The organism is Kineococcus mangrovi (genome assembly GCF_041320705.1).
GTDB classification, from domain to species: domain Bacteria; phylum Actinomycetota; class Actinomycetes; order Actinomycetales; family Kineococcaceae; genus Kineococcus; species Kineococcus mangrovi.
The window spans coordinates 444,386-464,425 of the sequence record NZ_JBGGTQ010000004.1 but is presented as its reverse complement, the minus strand read 5'-3'; the positions used below and the strand labels follow the sequence as shown (position 1 = coordinate 464,425).

Below are 20,040 nucleotides of genomic sequence, written 5' to 3'. Positions count from 1 at the left end.
CCCGCCCCTGGAGGAGACGACATGCCGCGCGCGACGACGGTTCTGGACACGACGACCACGCTGACCGGTGACGACCGCGAGCAGGCGTGGAAGGTCTACGAACTCGCGTTCGGCGGGCTCGCCACGCGCGCGGTGCAGCAGCACCTCATGACGCGGGAGGAGTTCGACGAGGTGTGCGCGGACGAGCGGGTGTTCAAGTACGTCGTGCGTGACGCCGACCTCGACGTGCTCTGCGGTTTCGCGACGTTCTCCAACGACCTGTCCACCGTGTACCAGTTGTCCGAGGCCTACTACGAACGTCGCTGGCCGCGGCAGTTCGCCGAGCGCAGCATCTGGTACATCGGGTGCGTGGGGGTCCACCCCGCCTACCGCAGCAGCGGGGTGTTCGTGACCCTCGTCGAGGCGATGTGCCGCGTCGTCCACGACCAGGGCGGGGTCGCCAGCCTCGACATCTGCCGCTACAACGACCAGCAGCTCGCCCTGCCCCGGCTCATCGGCCGGATCGTGAACTCCTTCGGCCACGAGGCCACCGGCGAACGCCTCGACGAGCAGACGTACTGGGCCTACGACTTCGCGTCGGCCTGAACCGCCCGCCGGGGGTGCCGCGCCCCGGCGTCCCGCAGGTACCGGGCCGCCTCCGGCGCGGACTGGGCGCGGTGCCACAGCCACCCCTGCCCGTGCCCGACCCCGAGGCCGGCCAGGACGGCACGTTGCTGCTCGGTCTCGACGCCCTCGGCCGTGACCGCCAGCCCGAGGGCCTCGCTGACCGCCACGACGGCGCGGACGACGGCCGCGTCGGTTCCGTCGCACCCCAGCCCGGAGACGAAGCTGCGGTCGACCTTCACCCGCGTCACGGGGAAGCTGCGCAGGTAGCTGAGCGCGGAGTACCCGGTGCCGAAGTCGTCGACGGCCAGGCCGACCCCGAGACCGCGCAACCGGTCCAGCAGGGCCAGCGTGCGGTCGTCCTTCTCGAGCATCGACGACTCGGTGATCTCCAGCAGCAGGGCCTCGCCGGAGACGCCGCGGGCGGCCAGCAGGTCCCGCACGGTTTCGGCGAAGTCGTGGTCGAGGAGTTGGCGCGGTGAGACGTTGACGGACACGAGGAAGTCCTCGCCGACGACGCCGTCCCGGCGCCAGGAGGCGAGGTCGGCCAGCGCGGTGTCCAGGACCCGGCGACCGACCTCCAGGACCAGACCGGTCTCCTCCAGCACGGGCACGAAGACGGCCGGGGAGATCGGCCCGTGCAGGGGGTGGTTCCAGCGCAGCAGGGCCTCCACGCCCCGGGGAACACCCGTCGCCAGGGACACGATCGCCTGGTAGTGCACCTCGAGGGACTGCTCGGCCACGGCGCAGCGCAGGTCGAGCTCGAACTCGACGTCGTCACCGATGGCCCGCCGCAACTCGTCGTCCCACAGGACGTACCGGTTCCGGCCCTGCGACTTCGCCCGGTACATCGCCAGGTCCGCCTCGCGCAGGGCGACCGACAGGGACGAGCAGACGGGAGCGATCCCCACCGAGGCCGAGACGACGACGTCACCGACCGGCAACCGCACCGGCCGGCGCAGCGCGTCGAGCAGCTCGACGGCCCAGGCCACCGCGGCCACGTCCGGGCCGGGGACCGTCAGGACGAACTCGTCCCCGGCCAGCCGGGCCGGAACCGCGCCCGCGGGGGCCACCCCCCGCAGCCGGGCGGCCACCTCGCACAGCAGCAGGTCGCCGACGACGTGCCCGTGGGTGTCGTTGACGCGTTTGAACCCGTCGAGGTCGACGAACAGGACGAAGCGTTCCGCGGCCGGTTCGGCGTCCAGGAGCGCCTGCACCCGGCGCTCGAACTCGTCGCGGCCGGGCAGGTCCGTCAGGGCGTCGTGGGTGGCGCGGTGCTCCAGGACGGCCTTGGCGGCGGCGTGCCCGTTGACGGCGGCGACCGCCCGCGCCAGGACCAGGCCGATCATCGCGCACAGCAGCGCGAAGGCGGCCACCTGCCCCACGAGCCCCTGGTCGGTGCGGGTGCTCGCCAGGTAGGCGGCCCCCAGCAGCGACAGGCAGAGGACGACCAGCCGCGGCGCCGACCACGCGTCGAACGTGGGAGGGGGCGGCGCGGGGGCCGCGCCCGGACGCGGCAGGTGCAGGACCGCCACGGCCAGCAGGAAGTACGCCAGGAGGAACGGGGCGTCGAACGCGGTGGGCGCGACGTAGTACCCCTGCCGCCCCAGGACGGCGTACCCGACGTCCCCCACGAGCAGGCACGCGACGGCCGCGCACAACCAGCGGTGCGCCACGACCCCCGGTGCGCTCATGATGAGGTCGAGGGCCAGGACCACGAGGACGACGTCGAACAGCGGGTAGACCCCGGCGAGGACCGACCCGAGGACCGTGCGCCCGGGCAGGTCCAGCACCGGCAGCACGAGGAACTGCACGGCCGCGGAGGCGCCGGCCAGGCTCGCGACGAGGACGTCGCAGACGACCTCCCGGCGCAGCCCGCCCACGGCCCGCGCCATCCGCGCGAGGGCCACGACGAGCAGGGCGTACCCGGTGAGGGAGAACGGGTCGGGGGCGAAGGCCGCCAGGCCGGGGTTCCCGTCGGCCCACGGCCGCAGCACCGAACCGAGGAGGAACAGGCCCGCGCACAGCGGCACGAGCGACCAGCTCGAGGGCGGCTCCGGCCGTCGCCGGCGGACCAGGACCGCGGCGAGGACGAGGGCGCCCACGCCGAAGACGCCGACCCCGGCCGAGCGCAGGGCGTCCGGCAGCGGCAGCAGGTAGGCGACGGTGAGCACCGCGGCGGCGAGGACGTACGCGAACCACCCGCGCGGGCGGCGCGGGGCGGTCACCTCCTGCTGGACCACGTGGACTCCTCTCATCCCCGGTCCCATCGGCTCCCGGTCCCACGACCTTGATCACGGGCTGGTCCGTTCGGGTGGCACCACCGCACGCCGCGCGAGCGCCCCTCACCCCGCCGCGAGCACCTGCTCCCGCAGGATCTCCGCGTGCCCGCAGTGCTGGGCCAGTTCGCGCAGCACGTGCAGCAGGACCCACCGCAGCGGCAGCGGGCCCCGTCGGTTGCCCGGCAGCACGTCGTCGAGGTCGAGGTCGGCCACAGCCCGCCGCGACGCCGCGCACGCCGCGGCGTGGGCCGTGCGGACGGAGGCGACCGTGTCGCCCGCGGTGAGCGCGAACGACTCCGTCGGCCCGGCCTCGATCCCCAGCTCGGCCCGGCTGCGCCCGGTGACGGCCTCCTCGAACCAGACGCGCTCGACGAAGGTGGCGTGCTTGACCAGGCCGAGCAGCGTCGTCTCCGACGGCACGAGCCGGCGCCGCGCCTGCTCCTCGCTCAGACCGTCCAGGCAGGCCGCGAGGGCGCCGCGGTGCTCGTCGAGGAACGCGTCGAGCTGCTCCCGCAGCCCGGCGTGGGCGGACCCGCCGTGACGCACGGGCTCAGGCCGTGACGCGCTGGTGCACGAGGGGGCGCGCGGCGGGTGGTTCGGCGGTGACGGGGAACCCGCCCTCCACCGCCTGCAACGCCCACTCGAACCGTTCGGGGGTGTCCGTGTGCAGGGTCATGACGGGCTGGCCGGCGCGCACGGCGTCACCGCGCACGGCGTGCAGCTCCACGCCCGCCCCGGCCTGCACGGCCTCCTCGCGCCGGGAGCGGCCCGCACCGAGGCGCCAGGCGGCCACGCCCACGGCCATGGCGTCGACGTCGAGGAACCCGTCGGCGGGGGCGAGCACCTCGTGGGTGTGCCGGGCCACCGGCAGCGGGGCGTCGGGGTCCCCGCCCTGGGCGGCGATCATCCGCCGCCAGGCGTCCATCGCCCGGCCGTCGGCGAGGGCGTCGGCGGGGTCGACGGCGTCCAGGCCCACCGCGGCGAGCATCTCCCGCGCCAGCACCAGCGTGATCTCCACGAGGTCGGCGGGCCCGCCGCCGGCGAGGACCTCGACGGACTCGCGGACCTCGAGGGCGTTGCCCGCGGTGCGGCCCAGCGGGGTCGACATGTCGGTGACGACGGCGACGGTCTCCACCCCGGCGTCGGTGCCGAGGTCGACCATCGTCCGGGCCAGCTCGACGGACTGGGCCAGCTCCTTCATGAACGCCCCGGAACCGGTCTTGACGTCGAGGACGAGGGCGCTGGTGCCCTCGGCGATCTTCTTGCTCATGATCGAGCTGGCGATGAGCGGGATGGCCTCGACGGTGCCGGTGACGTCGCGCAGCGCGTAGAGCTTCTTGTCGGCCGGGGCGAGGTCGCCGGTGGCGGCGCAGATCACGGCGCCGAGGTCGGTGAGCTGGGCGCGGATCTGCGGCAGCGTCAGCGAGGCCCGCCAGCCGGGGATCGCCTCCAGCTTGTCGAGGGTCCCGCCGGTGTGGCCGAGCCCGCGGCCGGACAGCTGCGGGACGGCGGCGCCGCAGGCCGCGACGAGCGGGGCCAGCGGCAGCGTCACCTTGTCCCCCACCCCGCCGGTGGAGTGCTTGTCGACGCTGGGCCGGGGCAGGTCGGTGAAGTCCAGCCGCGCGCCGGAGGCGATCATCGCCGAGGTCCAGCGCGACACCTCGCGGCGCGTCATCCCGTTGAGCAGGACGGCCATGGCGAGGGAGGACATCTGCTCCTCGGCGACGTCGCCGCGGGTGTAGGCGTCGATGACCCAGTCGATCTGCGCGTCGGACAGCTCGCCCCGGTCGCGCTTGGTGCGGATGACGTCGACGGCGGCGAACTGCTGGCTCACTGGGGTGCCTCTCCGGGCTTCTTGCGGGCGGGGTCGGTCAGGTCGTGCGGCCCGAACGCGTCGGGCAGCACCTCGGTCATGGGGACGATGCCGCGCGGGGAGTCCACGAGCAGGTCCGGTCCGCCGAACTCGAACAGGAGCTGGCGGCACCGACCGCACGGCATGAGGACGTTCCCGGCCGCGTCGACGCAGGCGAACGCGACGAGGCGCCCACCCCCGGTCATCTGCAGCTGCCCGACGAGCGTGCACTCGGCGCACAGGGTCACGCCGTAGGAGGCGTTCTCGACGTTCGCGCCCGCCACCACCCGGCCGTCGGCGACGAGCGCGGCCGCCCCGACGGGGAAGTCCGAGTACGGCGCGTACGAGTGCGCCAGCGCCGCCCGGGCCGCGGTCCGCAGCCCGTCCCAGTCGACGTCGCGGGGGGTGGTCACGGGTACGCCTCCCCGCTCGCGGCCGGCGGCCTGACCCGGCCCACGAACCCCGCGACCGCGAGGATCGTCGCCAGGTACGGCAGCATCGCGAGGAAGCTCGACGGCACCGCGGCGGGCCCCTGCAGGATCCCGACGAGGGTCTGCAGCGCGGCGAAGAACCCGAACAGCAGCGAGGCCCCCACGGCCCCGCGCGGGCTCCAGCGGCCGAAGATCACGGCGGCCAGGGCGATGAACCCCTTGCCCGCCGACATGTTCTCGGTGAACGGCCCGATGGTCCCGATGGACAGGTAGGCCCCCGCGAGCCCGGCGATCCCGCCGGCGACGACGACGTTGACGTACCGGACGCGCAGGACGTCGATCCCCACGGTCGCGGCGGCCTTGGGGTGCTCGCCCACGGCGCGCGTCCGCAGCCCCCACCTCGTGCGGAACAGCACGACCTGCAACGCGACGATGACCACGTACATGACGTAGACGAGCACGTTCGCCTGGAACAGCAGCGGACCGACGACGGGGACGTCGGCGAGCACGGGGACCCGGATCGGCGACAGGACGCCGGGTGAGTTGTACCGCTGGGTGTCGGACTGCATGAGCGCCTTGTACGCCCACCCCGTGAACCCCAGCGCGGCCGCGTTCAAGACGACACCCAGGATCACCTGGTTCACCCGGTAGCGGATGGCGAACACCGCCAGCAACCAGCCGACGACGGCCCCGGCCAGGACCGCACCGACGACCCCGGCGCCGAGGCTGCCGGCCATCGACCCCACGAGCGCGCCGGCGAAGGCGCCGGTGAGCATCTGCCCCTCGATGGCGACGTTGACGACGCCGCTGCGTTCGCCGAGCACCCCGGCGAGGGCCCCGAGGATGAGCGGGGTCGCCAGGAACACCGTCTGCTGCAGCAACCGGACGAGGTCCATCGACTGCGCCTGGGCCCCGCTCATCACCCAGCACAGGAACGCCAGGACGAAGCAGAGGAGGGTCACGGCGATGACGACCGGGCTGCGCCGGGCGCGGAAACCCCGCGCGAGCTGGAACAGCCCGAGCAGCACGATCACCACGCCGAGCACGACGGGGGTCACCGTGCCGGGCAGGGTGAGGTCGGGCAGCGTGACCGAGGACCCGCCGCCGAAGCGGAACGTCGCGTCGGCCGGGCCCGAGCCGACGCCCCAGCCGAGGACGGTGAGGAGACCGACGACGACGAGGAGCGCGCCGGTGAGCACCCGCTTGCGCAGGCTCACCGGTGGCTGCGCCCGTGTCGTCGCGGTGGTGGCCGCTGGGGTCTGCACGTCGGCCGAACCGCTCACCGGGTCCACCCTCCCGACAACTCGGCACCCACGGCGGGACCGCCGGCGCGCAACCGGAACACGGCCCGCACGAGGGCGGGGGCCGCGATGAACAGGACGACGAGGGCCTGCAGCACCCCGACGAGGTCGACGGGGACACCCGTCACGGACTGCATCTGCACCGCGCCCGCGCGCAGGCCGCCGAACAGCAGCCCGGCGGCGATGACGCCGTAGGGGTTGTTGCGCCCCAGCAGGGCGACGGTGATGGCGTCGAAGCCGATGTTCCCCGCCACGCTGCCGGTGACGCTGCCGGTGACGCCGAGGACCTGGGTCGCCCCGGCGAGCCCGGCCAGACCGCCGGCCAGCGCCATCGACACGACCTGCAACCGGCCCACCCCCATCCCGGCGGTGCGGGCGGCGTTCGGGTTGGCCCCCACGGCACGCAACCGGAACCCGAGGCGGGACCGCTCGAAGAGCCACCACACCGCGACGGCGGCCAGGACCGCCAGGACCAGGCCGAGGTTCACCCGCAACGAGGAACCGAGCAGCTTGGGCAGGACGGCGGTGCCGTCGACCTGCTCGGAGATGGCCTGCGTGTAGGGCGCGCGCTGGAAGCCCCGCACGCTGAGCAGGTACGTCAGCAGGTTGATCGCGACGTAGTTCAGCATGATCGTCGTGATGACCTCGTGGGCCCCGGTGCGGGCCTTGAGCAGGCCCACGATCCCGCCCCACACGACCCCGCCCGCGATCCCGCCCACCAGCGCGGCCAGCAGGTGCAGCACGACGGGCAGGTCGACCGCGAACCCCACCCAGGCGGCTGCGATCGCGCCGACGATGATCTGCCCCTGGGCGCCGATGTTGAACAGCCCGACCCGGAACGACAGCGCGACCGCCAGGCCCGCGAGGATCAGCGGCGTCGCGTTGACGAGGGTCTCCGAGATCGGCCGCAGCGCGGCGGTCCCGGTGAAGTTCGGGTTGTAGACGGCCCCCTGTAGCAGCGCCACGTAGGCGTCGCGCACCGAGTACCAGACGTTGAGCAGGAAGTCCTGCGGGTAGGAGAAGAGGTACCCCGCGCTCTGCCGCGACGGTTCGTCGCCGACGACGATGAGCACGGCCCCCACGAGCAGCGCGCCCACGACGGCGAACACCGTGACGAGCCAGCTCCCGCCCCAGTAGAGGCGGCGGCGCGGGGGTGCCGCCTCCTTGCGGTCCTTCTCGAGCGAGGGGGAACTCACGCGTCGTCCTTCCCGAGGGTGGCGCCCGCCATCAGCAGGCCGAGTTCTTCCTGCGTCGCGTCCGGGCCGACCTCGCCGGCGATCCGGCCGCGGTACATCACGACGATGCGGTCGGCCAGCGCCCGCACCTCGTCGAGCTCGGTGGACACGAGCAGCACCGCCGCGCCGCGGTCGCGCTCGGCCACGATCCGCTGGTGCACGAACTCCTGGCTGCCGACGTCGACGCCGCGGGTGGGCTGGGCGACGACGAGCAGGTCCAGCGAGCGCGTCATCTCCCGGGCCAGCACGACCTTCTGCTGGTTCCCGCCCGACAGGGTCGAGGCGGCCGCCTGGGCCGAGGGGGTGCGGATGTCGAACTCGCTGATGCGCTCGTCGGCGTTGCGCCGCACGGCCTCCCGGTTCACCGAGGGGCCGCTGGCGAAGGCGGGCGAGTCCACGAGGTCGAGCACGAGGTTCTCGGCGATGCTGAACGACCCGACGAGGCCGTCGTGCAGCCGGTCCTCGGGGACGTACCCGACCCCGAGGGCGAGCACCTCGGCGATGGGCCGGCCGGTGACGTCGGCGCCGGAGACGGTCACGGTGCCGGCGTCGACGGGTTGCAGCCCGACGATGCTGCGGGTGAGCTCGGTCTGGCCGTTGCCGTCGACCCCGGCGACGGCCAGGACCTCCCCGGCCCGCACCTGCAGGTCGACGTCGTCCAGGAGCACCGCGCCGGAGGGGTCCACGACCCGGACGCCGGCCATCTGCAGGACGGCGTCGCCGGGTTCGGCGTCCGCCTTCTCCACCCGCAGCCGGACGTCCCGCCCGACCATGAGGGCGGCCAGTTCCTCCGGCGAGGCCTGCGGGGAGGCCTCCCCCACGACCTTGCCGCGGCGGATGACGGTGATGCGGTCGGCGACGGCCTTGACCTCGCGCAGCTTGTGGGTGATGAAGACGATCGAGGTCCCGGCGTCGGCGAGCTCGCGCATGACACGCATGAGGTCGTCGGTCTCGGCGGGGGTGAGCACCGCCGTCGGCTCGTCCAGGACGAGGACCCTGGCGTCGCGCAGCAGCGCCTTGACGATCTCGACGCGCTGCTGCACGCCGACGGCGAGGTCGGCGACGAGGGTGTCGGCCGGGATCGCCAGACCGAACCGCTGCGACGTCTCCTCGACGCGCTGGCGGGCCCGGCGGCGGTCGAGGAACCCGCCACCGGAGGTGAGTTCGGCCCCCAGGACGATGTTCTCGGTGGCGGTGAACGTCGGGACCAGCATGAAGTGCTGGTGCACCATGCCGATCCCGGCGGCCATCGCGTCCCCCGGGGAGGAGAACTCCACGGGGTCCCCGTCGACGAGGATCTGCCCCTCGTCGGGGGTGTACAGGCCGTAGAGCACGTTCATCAGCGTGCTCTTGCCGGCGCCGTTCTCACCCAGGAGGGCGTGGATCTCGCCCTCGCGGACGACGAGGTCGATGGAGTCGTTGGCGACGAGGGGCCCGAAGCGCTTCGTGATGCCCTTGAGTTCCAGTTGCACCTGCGGGTCGTCCCCTCGTCGCCGTCGTCCGTCGGTCCTGCGGTGGTGCTGCCGGTCGCTCAGCCGGCCGCGATGGCGTTGGGCGAGGTGATCGCGATCGAGCCGTCGACGATGCCCTGCTTCACCGTGTCCAGCTCGGTCTTGAGCTCGGCCGGGACCCGGTCGTCCCACTGGTTGAACGGCGCCAGGCCGGTGCCGTCGTTCTCCAGCGTGCCGATGTAGGCACCCGTCGGGACGTTCCCCTCGGCGGCGTCGACGACGTACTCCTTCACGGCGTCGGTGAGGTTCTTCGTCACCGAGGAGATGAAGTACTGGCAGTACTGCTCGGCGCTGACGCAGCCGTCGGTGTCGACCCAGATGAGGTTGAGGCTGCCGCCGGCGGCCTCGGCCGCCGCGCCCGCACCCAGGCCGGACTGACCGGCGACCGGCATGACGATGTCGGCACCCTGGGAGGCCAGGGTCTCGGTGATGGACCGGCCCGCGGCCTGGTCGGTGAAGGAGTTCGAGAACGTGCCGCCGCTGGGGTTGTTCTCGTCCCAGCCGATGACCCTGACGTCCGTGCCCTTCTGCTGGTTGTAGTACTGGACGCCTTCCCAGAAGCCGTCCATGTAGATCGTCACCGGCGGGATGTTCAGCCCGCCCCAGGTGCCGACGGTGCCCGTCTTGGTCATGCCCGCGGCGAGGTACCCGCCGAGGAATCCGCCCTCGACGGTGTTGTACTCGAAGCCGTAGACGTTGTCGGCCACGGGCGCGGAGTCGATCTCGGCGAAGTCCTGGTCGGGGTTCTGCTCCGCGACCTCCTTCACCGCGTCGGACATGAGCCCGCCGACGGCGACGATCGTTCCGCAGCCCTTGCCCACCTCGGCGTTGAGGTTCGGCACGTAGTCGGCGTCGCTGTTGGAGGCGACGTAGGAGATGGTGATGTTCGGGTTCTCCTCCTTCGCGGCCTCGAATCCGGCGTAGGAGGACTGGTTGAACGAGCGGTCGTCGACGCCGCCGGTGTCCAGCACCATGCAGGCCTTGAACGCGTCGCCGGACCCGCCCTCGGACCCGCCGGAGGACCCCTGCGTGTCGGTCGGCCGGTCGCCGCACGAGGCGAGCAGCAGGGCGGCGACGCCGACAGCTGCCACCGGGGCGAGGCGGTGGATCGAAGTCATGGTGAGGTCCTCCAGGTCGGGGTGGATCGCATCGTGGCGTCGGCCCCGCCTCGGGCAGGTGCGAACGCGCGGTCATCGTAGTGCGCGAAAACCCGCGATCCGTGCCGCCGAGCGGTCACGTTGTCCAGATCGAGATCTTCGCACCGGTCACCTCACCCGGGCGCCGGGAGAAGGTGACGAACAGGTCACGGACGGTGCGGGCCGCTCAGGCGCCGGGCAGCGCCTTCGCCGACAGGGCGGTGAGGGCCAGCACCCCCATCCCGACGGCGAGCGCCCCCTCGTCGGGGGCGAAGTCGCCGCGGTGCAGGTCGTACGTGGGACCGCCCGGGGTCCGCGTCCCGAGCCGCACCATGGCCCCGGGCACGTGGTGCAGGTACCAGGCGAAGTCCTCCCCGCCCAGGGACTGCCGCGTCGGCAGGACGCCGTCGTCGCCGAGCAGCGCGCGGGCCGCGGCGTCCAGGGCGGCCGTGGCGTGGACGTCGTTGTCCACCGGCGGCACCCCGCGCACGAGGTCGACCTCGGCGCGGACGGCGTAGGGGCGCACGAGGTCGGCCACGACGGCCTCGACGAGCTCGCCGGCGTGGTGCCAGGCCTCAGTCTCCATGCAGCGCAACGTGCCCGCGGCGAACCCCTCGGCGGGCACGGCGTTGGCGGCGTCGCCGGCGTGGACGGCGCCCCAGGTGAGGTTGACCCCGGCGCGGGGGTCGACGCGGCGCGCGATGACCGCGGGCAGCTGCGTGATGACCTGGCCGAGCGCGAAGACGAGGTCGCCGGCCAGGTGCGGGCGGGACGTGTGCCCGCCGGTCCCCCGCAACCGGACGGTGACGTGGTCGGAGGCCGAGGTGATGGGTCCGGCCTTCAGGCCGACCGTGCCGACGTCGAGGCTGGGGTCGCAGTGCAGACCGTAGATCGCGGCCACGTCGTCGATGGCCCCGGCGCCCACGACGTCCAGCGCCCCGCCGGGCATGACCTCCTCGGCCGGCTGGAACAGCAGCCGCACCCGGTGGGGCAGGTCACCCGTGCGGGCCAGGTCGGCCAGGACGAGACCGGCCCCCAGGACCGAGGCGGTGTGGACGTCGTGCCCGCAGGCGTGCGCGGTGCCGGGCACCGTCGAGGCGTAGGGCAGGCCCGTGGACTCCGGGGTGCGCAGGGCGTCCAGGTCGGCGCGCAGGGCGATGGTGCGCTCGCACGGGGACTCGGGCCCGAGGTCGGCGACGAGCCCCGTGCCCGGGAGCAGCTGCACCTCCACCCCCGCGGCGGTGAGCAGGTCGGCGACCCGGGCCGTCGCGCGGTGCTCGGCGCGGGCGAGCTCGGGGTGGGCGTGCAGCTCGCGGCGCAGGGCCCTGGCCGTGGGCTCGTGCGTGGCGACGAGGCCGGTGACGCGCTCGCCGAGCCCGCCCGGGCCGGTCGCGGTCCGCGGGCTGCTCGTGTCGCTCGTCACGTCGTGCGACGGTACCCGCGCCGCCCGCCGACCGCCGACCTCACCCCACCCCGGCCCGCCTCGGCGGGGGGCTCGGGGACGGCCCTCAGACGACGTCGAGCCCCGCCTCCAGCGCCCGCTCGACGAGCTTCTTGACCTCCTGCGCCCGCGCCCGCGTCGTGACCATGAGCGCGTCGGGGGTGTCGACGACGACGAGGTCGTCGACGCCGAGCAGGGCCACGACGCGCTCGTTGCCGGGCACGACGAGCCCGCCGGCGACGCCCTCGGTGATGACGAGGTCGGGGTCGCCGAGCACCTTGGGCTGGTCGACGTCGGCGGGCAGCAGCTCGGCCAGGGAGGAGAAGTCCCCGACGTCGTCCCAGCCGAAGGTGGCGGGCACGACGGCGACGCGGCCCTCCTCGGCGGCCGGTTCGGCGACGGCGTGGTCGATGGCGATGGCCGGCAGGGCGCTCCACTGCTCCTCGAGGACGGCCTCGCGCTGCGGGGTCTCCCAGGCGTCGGCGATCCGCTGCAGCCCGGCGTGCAGGGCGGGGGCGTGGGTGGCGAGCAGCTCGAGCAGGACGTCGGCGCGGGTGACGAACATGCCGCCGTTCCAGCGGTAGTCGCCCGTGGACAGGTACGCCGAGGCGGTGCGGGCGTCGGGCTTCTCCTTGAACTGCACGACGCGGCGCGCGTTGGGGGCCCCCTGCAGCCGCAGCCGCTTGCCGAGGCGGATGTAGCCGAAGCCGGTCGCCGGGTGCGAGGGGGCGATGCCGATGGTCACGACGAAGCCGCGGCGCGCGGTGACGACGGCCTCCTCCACCGAGCTCTCGAAGTCGTCGCGCCCGGAGATGACGTGGTCGGCGGCGAAGGAGCCGAGGACGGCGTCGGGGTTGCGGCGCACCAGGACGGCGGCGGCGAGGCCGATGGCGGCGGCGGAGTCCCGGCGCGCCGGTTCGCGCAGGACGTTGGCCGCGGGCAGGTCGGGCAGCTGCTCGACGACCGCCTCGGCGTGCGAGCGGCCGGTGACCACCAGGAGCCGGTCGGCGTCGGCGAGGGGCAGCAGCCGGTCCCACGTCTGCTGCAGCAGCGTGCGACCGCGGCCGGTGAGGTCGAGCAGGAACTTGGGGCGGTCGCTGCGCGAGAGCGGCCACAGCCGGGTGCCGGCGCCGCCCGCGGGCACGACGGCGTGGAAGTCGGACAGGTCGATCTGCGCGTCCTCGAGGTCGTCGACCGACCAGGCCGTCGTGGAGGCCCACGACCCCGGTCCGGTGCTGCTGCTGGACTGTCCCCCGTCGGTCATGACCCGGAACCTACCGGTGCGCACGTGCCGCGACGGCGACTCGTCCGAGGTCGCTCGCCCGGACGGAGCAGGGCGGTGGACCGGACGGGTCCGGACGGGTCCGAACGGGTGCGGCGGCTTGCGCGGCGGCCCGAGGTTGGTCCAAGGTAGGTGAGGCTGACCTGCGTGACTTGCGCCTCAGCCCCCTTCACGCCGCCGTGAGTCCTTCATCACAAAAGGCACACGGCGACGGCCGTGGGTCGGCTCCCGCACGCCTGCGCGCCTACAGTGGTCACGACGCCGCCGCCTGAGCGCCGGAGCCCGGGTGGACCCGGCGTCGAGGAGCACTCGAGGAGGACGTCGGTGGCCACGAGCCTGACCCCACCCGGACAGGGCGCGCCCGTCGGGAAGTCGAAGACCGGACGACCAGCAGGCACGCTCTACCGCGGTCGCGAGGGCATGTGGTCGTGGGTCATGCACCGCATCTCCGGGGTGCTGATCTTCTTCTTCCTCTTCGTGCACGTCCTGGACACCGCCACGGTGCGCGTGTCGCCCGAGGTCTACAACGGCGTCATCGGGCAGTACAAGAACCCGGTCATGGGCCTGGGCGAGGCCGGTCTCGTCGGCGCCGTGGTCTTCCACGCCCTCAACGGGGTCCGGATCATCCTGATCGACTTCTGGTCCGGCGGGACCAGGCACCAGCGCAAGCTGTTCTGGGGCGTCGTCGGCCTGTGGGTCGTCCTCATGGTGCCCTTCCTCGTCCGTCACCTGACCAACGTCTTCACGCACTGAGGGGCGACGCGCCGTGAGCACCGATCAGACCCCCGGCGGCAGCTACGCCCCGGCCCTGGAAACCCCGCGTTCGCCGTACAAGCGCAACAAGCCGACCCGGACCAACTGGGAGCTGTACGGCTGGCTGTTCATGCGCATGTCCGGCCTGCTCCTCATCGTCCTGGTCTTCGGCCACCTGTTCGTCAACCTCATGACGGGCGACGGGATCCACCAGGTCGACTGGGGCTTCGTCGCCGGCAAGTGGTCCAGCCCGTTCTGGCAGGTGTGGGACCTGCTGATGCTGTGGCTCGCGCAGCTGCACGGCACCAACGGCGTCCGCACCGTCATCAACGACTACGCCGATCGGGACGCGACCCGGTTCTGGCTCAAGATGGCGCTCTACGTCGCGACGGTCATCGTCATCGTCGTCGGCACCCTCGTCATCTTCACGTTCGACCCCTGCGCCGACCCGAACTCCACCCTGGAGGTCTGCCGCGCCGGCAGCGCGAACGTCCCCAGCATCACGAACTGACCGGAACGACGAGGCGGGAGACCACACCATGCAGACCCACCAGTTCGACGTCGTGATCGTGGGGGCCGGCGGCGCGGGGATGCGCGCGGCCCTGGAGTCCGGGCAGCGCGCCCGGACCGCCGTCCTCACCAAGCTGTACCCGACGCGTTCGCACACCGGTGCGGCCCAGGGCGGCATGTGCGCCGCCCTGGCGAACGTCGAGGAGGACAACTGGGAGTGGCACACCTTCGACACCGTCAAGGGCGGTGACTACCTGGTCGACCAGGACGCCGCCGAGGTGATGTGCAAGGAGGCCATCGACGCGGTCCTGGACCTGGAGAAGATGGGGCTGCCGTTCAACCGCACCCCCGAGGGCAAGATCGACCAGCGCCGGTTCGGCGGGCACACCCGCGACCACGGCAAGTCCCCGGTGCGCCGCAGCTGCTTCGCGGCCGACCGCACGGGCCACATGATCCTGCAGACGCTCTACCAGCAGTGCGTCAAGCACGAGGTGGAGTTCTTCAACGAGTTCTACGTCCTCGACCTGCTCCTCGTCCCGACGGCGGAGGCGAAGACGGGCCAGGAGATCGAGGGCGCCGCCGACCAGCCCGGTCTGCAGACCCCTCCCTCGATCGGGACCCCCGGCGACCAGCGCATCGCGGGTGTCGTGGCCTACGAGCTCGCCACCGGCGAGATCCACGTGTTCCAGGCCAAGTCCGTCGTCCTGGCCACCGGCGGCGCCGGCAAGGTCTACAAGACAACCTCCAACGCCCACACCCTCACCGGGGACGGCATGGCCATCGCCTACCGGCGCGGGCTGCCGCTGGAGGACATGGAGTTCTTCCAGTTCCACCCGACCGGCCTGGCGGGCCTGGGCATCCTGCTGTCCGAGGCCGCGCGCGGCGAGGGCGGGATCCTGCGCAACGCCGACGGCGAGCGGTTCATGGAGCGCTACGCGCCCACCATCAAGGACCTCGCGCCGCGCGACATCGTCGCGCGCTCGATGGCCAACGAGGTGCGCGAGGGCCGCGGCGCCGGGCCGAACAAGGACTACGTCCTGCTCGACCTGACGCACCTGGAACCCGCGCACATCGACGCCAAGCTGCCCGACATCACCGAGTTCGCCCGCACCTACCTCGGCGTCGAGCCCTACACCGAGCCCGTCCCGGTGTACCCGACGGCGCACTACGCGATGGGCGGCGTGCCGACGAACGTCGACGCGGAGGTCCTGCAGGACAACACCCGGGTCGTGCCGGGCCTGTACGCGGCCGGCGAGGTCGCCTGCGTGTCGGTCCACGGGTCCAACCGCCTGGGCACGAACTCGCTGCTGGACATCAACGTGTTCGGCCGCCGCGCCGGCATCGCCGCCGCCGAGTACGCCACCAAGGCCGAGTGGATCGCGGTGCCCGACGGTTCCGAGCTGCACGTCGTGAACTGGATGGCCGACCTGCGCGACCGCCCCCAGGGTGAGCGCATCTCCGACATCCGCCGCGAGCTGCAGGACACGATGGACGCCAACGCCCAGGTGTTCCGCACCGAGGCGACGCTGAAGCAGGCGCTCACCGACATCGACCGGCTCAAGGAGCGCTACGCCCGCGCCTCGGTGCAGGACAAGGGCAAGCGGTTCAACCTCGACCTCCTCGAGGGTCTCGAGCTCGGGTTCCTGCTCGACCTCGCCGAGGCGATGTGCCTCGGGGCGCTGGAGCGCAAGGAGTCCCGTGGCGGGCACTTCCGGGAGGACTACCCCAACCGCGACGACGTGAACTACATGCGGCACACGATGGTGTACCGCGAGCACGACGCCGACGGGTCGTACACGACGCGCCTGGACTTCAAGCCCGTCGTCCAGACCCGCTACCAGCCGATGGAGCGCAAGTACTGATGTCCACCCCCGAGACCAGCCCGCAGGAGACGAACGCCGAGGCGGGCTCGGCCAAGTCCGCCGACCGCGCCCGTGAGGGCTCCGGGGGCGCCGCCCCCCGCGAGGGCGGGAACGTGTCCGGCAGCGGGGAGATCCCCTCGTTCACCATCACGCTCAAGGTGCGCCGGTACGACCCGGAGCAGGACTCCGAACCGCACTGGGAGTCCTACGAGCTGACGATGCACGGCACCGACCGCGTGCTCGACGCCCTGCACAAGGTGAAGTGGGAGCAGGACGGGCGGCTGTCGTTCCGCCGTTCCTGCGCCCACGGGGTCTGCGGGTCCGACGCCATGCGCATCAACGGCCGCAACCGCCTGGCGTGCAAGACGCTCCTGAAGGACCTCGACATCAAGAAGCCGATCGTCGTGGAACCCATCAAGGGCCTGCCCGTCGAGAAGGACCTCATCGTCGACATGGAGCCGTTCTTCGCGGCCTACCGCGAGGTCATGCCGTTCCTCATCACGAAGGGCTCCGAGCCGACCCGCGAGCGGATCCAGTCCCAGGCCGACCGCGAGCGCTTCGACGACACCACCAAGTGCATCCTGTGCGCGGCGTGCACGTCGAGCTGCCCGGTGTTCTGGAACGACGGGCAGTACTTCGGCCCGGCCGCGATCGTCAACGCGCACCGGTTCATCTTCGACAGCCGCGACGTCGGGTCGGACCTGCGCCTGGAGATCCTCAACGACAAGGAGGGCGTGTGGCGCTGCCGCACGACCTTCAACTGCTCCGAGGCGTGCCCGCGCGGCATCCAGGTGACCAAGGCGATCGCCGAGGTCAAGCAGGCCCTCATCTCGCGCAAGCTCTGACGCGTCGTCCCGGGCCTGCGAGAGGTCAGCGGGGTTCGGCCGTCAGGTCCCCGAGCGCGACGCCCGCCAGCAGGTCCCGGCCGGGGGCGTCGTCGGTCATCCGCCACGCCGTCCGGTAGGCGCCTCCCGCCAGCTCGAAGGCGGTGAGGGTCCGGGCCACCGGATCGACCAGCAGGCAGGTCGGGATGCCGTGCGCCTCGTAGAGGGCCTTCTTCGAGCCCGCGTCCCGCAGCTCCGTCGATGCCGACGCCACCTCGACGACGAGGCGGACGGCCCCCGGCTCGTAGTACCGCTCCGGTCGCGGTCCGGACGCGGCCAGCAGGTCCGGGACGACGTAGCGCTCCGGGCCCGGCCGGGGCACCCGCACCCCGACGCCGGTCTTCAGCCGCCACTGCTCGGGCACCCGGCCGAGGAGCACGGTGCGCAGGTTGTCGATCACGTCCTGGTGCAGGACCGAGGGCGGCGGAGTCACGGTGAGCTGCCCATCCAGGATCTCGTAGCGGTACCCGTCGTCGGGCAGGGCGAGCAGGTCCTCGAACACCCACTCGCGGCGCAGGACGCTCACGGCGTCGTCGCTCATCTCGGCTGCCACGGCCACCCCTCCTCGGTCGGCACCAGTATCGCCGACCGGCGTCGGGTCGGTCGGTACGATCCACAGGTGCTGGACCTCGTCGACCGCGACGTGCAGGCGGCGGGCCGCCACCTCTCGCTCAAGATGCCCCGCGACCTCGAAGCGCTGTTCACCGAGGAGGCCTTCGCCCACGACGAGTTCGTCCCCTACTGGGCCGAGCTGTGGCCGAGCGCCCTCGTCCTGGCCGACGTGCTGCCCGGCCAGCTCGGGGACGGGCCCTGCCGGGTGCTGGAGATCGGCGCCGGGCTGGGTGTCCCCTCCCTGTGCGCGGCCCTGGCCGGTCACGAGGTGACGGCGGCGGACTGGGCGCCGGACGCGGTGGACCTGTTGCGCGAGAACGCCGACCGCAACGGGGCGACGCTGCGGGCGCAGCGGTGGAGCTGGACGGACGACCCCGCTCCCCTGGCCCCGCCCTTCGACGTCGTGCTGGCGGCCGACGTCCTGTACGAACGCCGCAACGTCGCACCGATCCTCGCCGCGCTCCCGGCGCTGCTGGCCCCGGGGGGCTGGGCGATGGTCGCCGACCCGGGCCGGTTGCCGACGCCGGAGTTCCTCGCGGGCGCCGCCCGCACGTGGACGGTGCAGCCCGTGCCGCACGACGGGCCGCCGGCCGTGAGCGTCCACCGCCTCACCCGCCCCTGAGGTCGGCCCGGGCGGCGCTGCGTAGAGTGCCGGGCAGGGCAACCCGCGGGGAGACAGCGTGCGCCACCAGGACCGTTACCTGCAGATCAGCCGGATCCTGTCCCGGCACGGTCTGGGGTACTTCATCGACGCCCTCGGGCTCGAACGGTGGGTGCGCACCGACTGGGACCTGTTCGGCCGCCCCCGGGAGCGGGAGCGGCACACCCGCGCCGAGCACGTCCGGCTCGTCATGGAGGAGCTCGGCCCGACGGCCGTCAAGATCGGGCAGATCCTCTCCACCCGTCCCGACCTGCTCTCCCCCGCCTTCCAGCGTGAGCTGGAACGGCTGCAGGACAGCGCGAGCCCGGTGCCGTGGGAGGTCGTCCGCAACGCCGTCGAGGAGGAGCTGGGCGGGGACCCGGAGGAGCTGTTCGTCCACTTCAACCGCGAACCGCTGGCCAGCGCCTCGATCGGGCAGGCCCACACGGCGGTGCGCGAGGACGGGACCCGGGTCGTCGTGAAGGTCCGCCGCCCCGGCGTCGTCGAGGAGGTCGAGGGTGACCTGGAGATCCTGCGGACCCTCGCCGTGCAGGCCTCGCGCCGCTGGTCCGTGGCCGCCGACTACGACGTCGTGGGCCTGGCGACCGACTTCGCCGACACCCTGCGGGCCGAGCTCGACTACCTGTCCGAAGGTCACAACGCCGAGCGCTTCGCCCGCAACTTCCACGGCGACCCCGACATCCGCATCCCTCGGGTCTTCTGGGACACCACGACGTCGCGTGTCATCACCCTCGAACGGTTGCACGGGGTGAAGATCAGCGACGGGGCCGGTCTCGCCGAGCACGGGATCGACCGGTCCGCGCTGGCCGCGCGGGCGACGCGGCTGCTGGCGGACATGGTCTTCGAGCACGGCTTCTTCCACGCCGACCCGCACCCGGGGAACTTCCTCATCGAACCCTCGGGCCGCATCGGCCTGCTCGACTACGGGATGGTCGGCGAGGTCGACGAACGTTCCCGCGAGCACCTGGCGATGCTGCTGGCCGCGTTCGACCGGCGCGACCCGGCGCGGATCGCGGCGGCCTTCGCGACGATCGGCGTCACCGAGCACCGGGTCGACCGGGTGCGGCTGACGACCGACTGCGCGCACCTGCTGCGCACGTACGAGGGGCTGCCGCTGGGGCGCATCAAGGTCGGCGACATCGTCCGGGACGTGCTGGAGATCCTGCGTCGGCACCACCTGGCGCTGCCCCGCAACCTCGCTCTCGTCGTGAAAATGATCGTCATGACGGAAGGGCTCGGGGCGAGCCTGGACCCCGACTTCCAGCTCGGGCGCATCCTCGGCCCCTACGCCCGGCGCCTCGTCGCCCGGCACTTCGACCCGCTCGTGCTGGCCAAGCGCGTCCGGCAGGCCGGGGTGGACGTGGCCCAGCTCGGGGTGGAGCTGCCCGGTCAGCTCGGCCGGCTGCTCGACGTCCTGGACCGCGACGGGGTCTCCGTCTCGCTGCGCACCGACGAGCTCGACCCGCTCGTGGCCCGGCTGGAACGGATCGGCAACCGCCTCGTCGTCGGCCTCGTCGTGTCCGCCGGCATCGAGGCCCTCGCCACGCTCGGCTCGACCGACCCGGAACGGCTCAAACCGCACGAGACGAAGGTCGTCGCCGTCGGCGGGGCCGCCCTCGCGGCCCTCACCGGTTACCTCGGCTGGACCGCCCGCGGCCACCGCCGCCGCCGCTGACCTCCCCCG

18 protein-coding genes are annotated in these 20,040 nt (G+C 72.9%); 7 read left to right on the top strand and 11 right to left on the bottom strand.

Going from position 1 to position 20,040, the window contains the following annotated elements; all coding sequences use genetic code 11:
* Positions 1-21 precede the first annotated feature (21 nt).
* On the top strand, positions 22-585 hold the full coding sequence (locus AB2L28_RS11115; protein ID WP_370718795.1) for a GNAT family N-acetyltransferase: 564 nt from the start codon (positions 22-24) through the stop codon (positions 583-585).
* Here the strand turns inward: AB2L28_RS11115 and AB2L28_RS11110 are convergent.
* The 10 genes from AB2L28_RS11110 to AB2L28_RS11065 form a co-directional block, all read right to left on the bottom strand.
* A complete protein-coding gene (locus AB2L28_RS11110) occupies positions 564-2,846 on the bottom strand; it encodes a putative bifunctional diguanylate cyclase/phosphodiesterase (protein ID WP_370718794.1) in 2,283 nt (760 codons plus the stop codon). The two genes, AB2L28_RS11115 and AB2L28_RS11110, sit on opposite strands and share 22 nt — an antisense overlap.
* Positions 2,847-2,948: 102 nt before the next feature.
* Entirely contained in the window at positions 2,949-3,431 is a 483-nt protein-coding gene (locus AB2L28_RS11105; protein WP_370718793.1) for a DinB family protein, read from the bottom strand.
* A gap of 4 nt (positions 3,432-3,435) precedes the next feature.
* The gene (locus tag AB2L28_RS11100; RefSeq protein WP_370718792.1) at positions 3,436-4,719 is read right to left on the bottom strand and encodes a thymidine phosphorylase; all 1,284 of its coding nucleotides are present in this window, start codon (positions 4,717-4,719) and stop codon (positions 3,436-3,438) included.
* A complete protein-coding gene (locus AB2L28_RS11095; protein ID WP_370718791.1) occupies positions 4,716-5,150 on the bottom strand; it encodes a cytidine deaminase in 435 nt (144 codons plus the stop codon). The genes AB2L28_RS11100 and AB2L28_RS11095 overlap by 4 nt, the downstream gene beginning before the upstream one ends.
* Complete coding sequence (locus AB2L28_RS11090; RefSeq protein ID WP_370718790.1) at positions 5,147-6,451, bottom strand: ABC transporter permease; 1,305 nt, start codon at positions 6,449-6,451, stop codon at positions 5,147-5,149. The genes AB2L28_RS11095 and AB2L28_RS11090 overlap by 4 nt, the downstream gene beginning before the upstream one ends.
* Entirely contained in the window at positions 6,448-7,665 is a 1,218-nt protein-coding gene (locus AB2L28_RS11085) for an ABC transporter permease (protein ID WP_370718789.1), read from the bottom strand. Before AB2L28_RS11085 ends, AB2L28_RS11090 begins: the two co-directional genes overlap by 4 nt.
* Positions 7,662-9,176, bottom strand: a complete 1,515-nt coding sequence (locus tag AB2L28_RS11080; protein ID WP_370718788.1) for an ABC transporter ATP-binding protein — start codon at positions 9,174-9,176, stop codon at positions 7,662-7,664. The genes AB2L28_RS11085 and AB2L28_RS11080 overlap by 4 nt, the downstream gene beginning before the upstream one ends.
* A gap of 59 nt (positions 9,177-9,235) precedes the next feature.
* Complete coding sequence (locus AB2L28_RS11075; RefSeq protein WP_370718787.1) at positions 9,236-10,333, bottom strand: BMP family lipoprotein; 1,098 nt, start codon at positions 10,331-10,333, stop codon at positions 9,236-9,238.
* A 205-nt stretch (positions 10,334-10,538) separates the two neighbouring features.
* Entirely contained in the window at positions 10,539-11,774 is a 1,236-nt protein-coding gene (locus tag AB2L28_RS11070) for an amidohydrolase (protein WP_370718786.1), read from the bottom strand.
* A gap of 85 nt (positions 11,775-11,859) precedes the next feature.
* Positions 11,860-13,056 (bottom strand): mannose-1-phosphate guanylyltransferase, encoded by a 1,197-nt coding sequence (locus AB2L28_RS11065; protein WP_370718785.1) that lies wholly within the window; start codon positions 13,054-13,056, stop codon positions 11,860-11,862.
* 354 nt (positions 13,057-13,410) lie between these two features.
* Between AB2L28_RS11065 and sdhC the strand changes: the two genes are divergently transcribed.
* From sdhC to AB2L28_RS11045, 4 genes are read left to right on the top strand one after another with little or no spacing between them, the layout of a single operon-like run.
* Complete coding sequence (sdhC, locus tag AB2L28_RS11060; protein WP_370718856.1) at positions 13,411-13,827, top strand: succinate dehydrogenase, cytochrome b556 subunit; 417 nt, start codon at positions 13,411-13,413, stop codon at positions 13,825-13,827.
* A 13-nt stretch (positions 13,828-13,840) separates the two neighbouring features.
* Entirely contained in the window at positions 13,841-14,338 is a 498-nt protein-coding gene (locus tag AB2L28_RS11055; protein WP_370718784.1) for a succinate dehydrogenase hydrophobic membrane anchor subunit, read from the top strand.
* 28 nt (positions 14,339-14,366) lie between these two features.
* Entirely contained in the window at positions 14,367-16,199 is a 1,833-nt protein-coding gene (locus AB2L28_RS11050) for an FAD-binding protein (protein WP_370718783.1), read from the top strand.
* Entirely contained in the window at positions 16,199-17,044 is an 846-nt protein-coding gene (locus AB2L28_RS11045) for a succinate dehydrogenase iron-sulfur subunit (RefSeq protein WP_370718782.1), read from the top strand. Before AB2L28_RS11050 ends, AB2L28_RS11045 begins: the two co-directional genes overlap by 1 nt.
* 25 nt (positions 17,045-17,069) lie before the next feature.
* Here AB2L28_RS11045 and AB2L28_RS11040 read toward each other — a convergent pair whose 3' ends face one another.
* Positions 17,070-17,636: a Uma2 family endonuclease gene (locus AB2L28_RS11040; protein WP_370718781.1), complete on the bottom strand. Its 567-nt coding sequence runs from the start codon at positions 17,634-17,636 to the stop codon at positions 17,070-17,072.
* A 66-nt stretch (positions 17,637-17,702) separates the two neighbouring features.
* Between AB2L28_RS11040 and AB2L28_RS11035 the strand changes: the two genes are divergently transcribed.
* Positions 17,703-18,317 carry a class I SAM-dependent methyltransferase gene (locus AB2L28_RS11035; RefSeq protein WP_370718780.1) on the top strand — a complete coding sequence of 205 codons (615 nt, stop codon included), beginning with the start codon at positions 17,703-17,705 and terminating at the stop codon, positions 18,315-18,317.
* A gap of 58 nt (positions 18,318-18,375) precedes the next feature.
* On the top strand, positions 18,376-20,031 hold the full coding sequence (locus AB2L28_RS11030) for an ABC1 kinase family protein (RefSeq protein ID WP_370718779.1): 1,656 nt from the start codon (positions 18,376-18,378) through the stop codon (positions 20,029-20,031).
* The last annotated feature ends 9 nt before the right edge of the window (positions 20,032-20,040 follow it).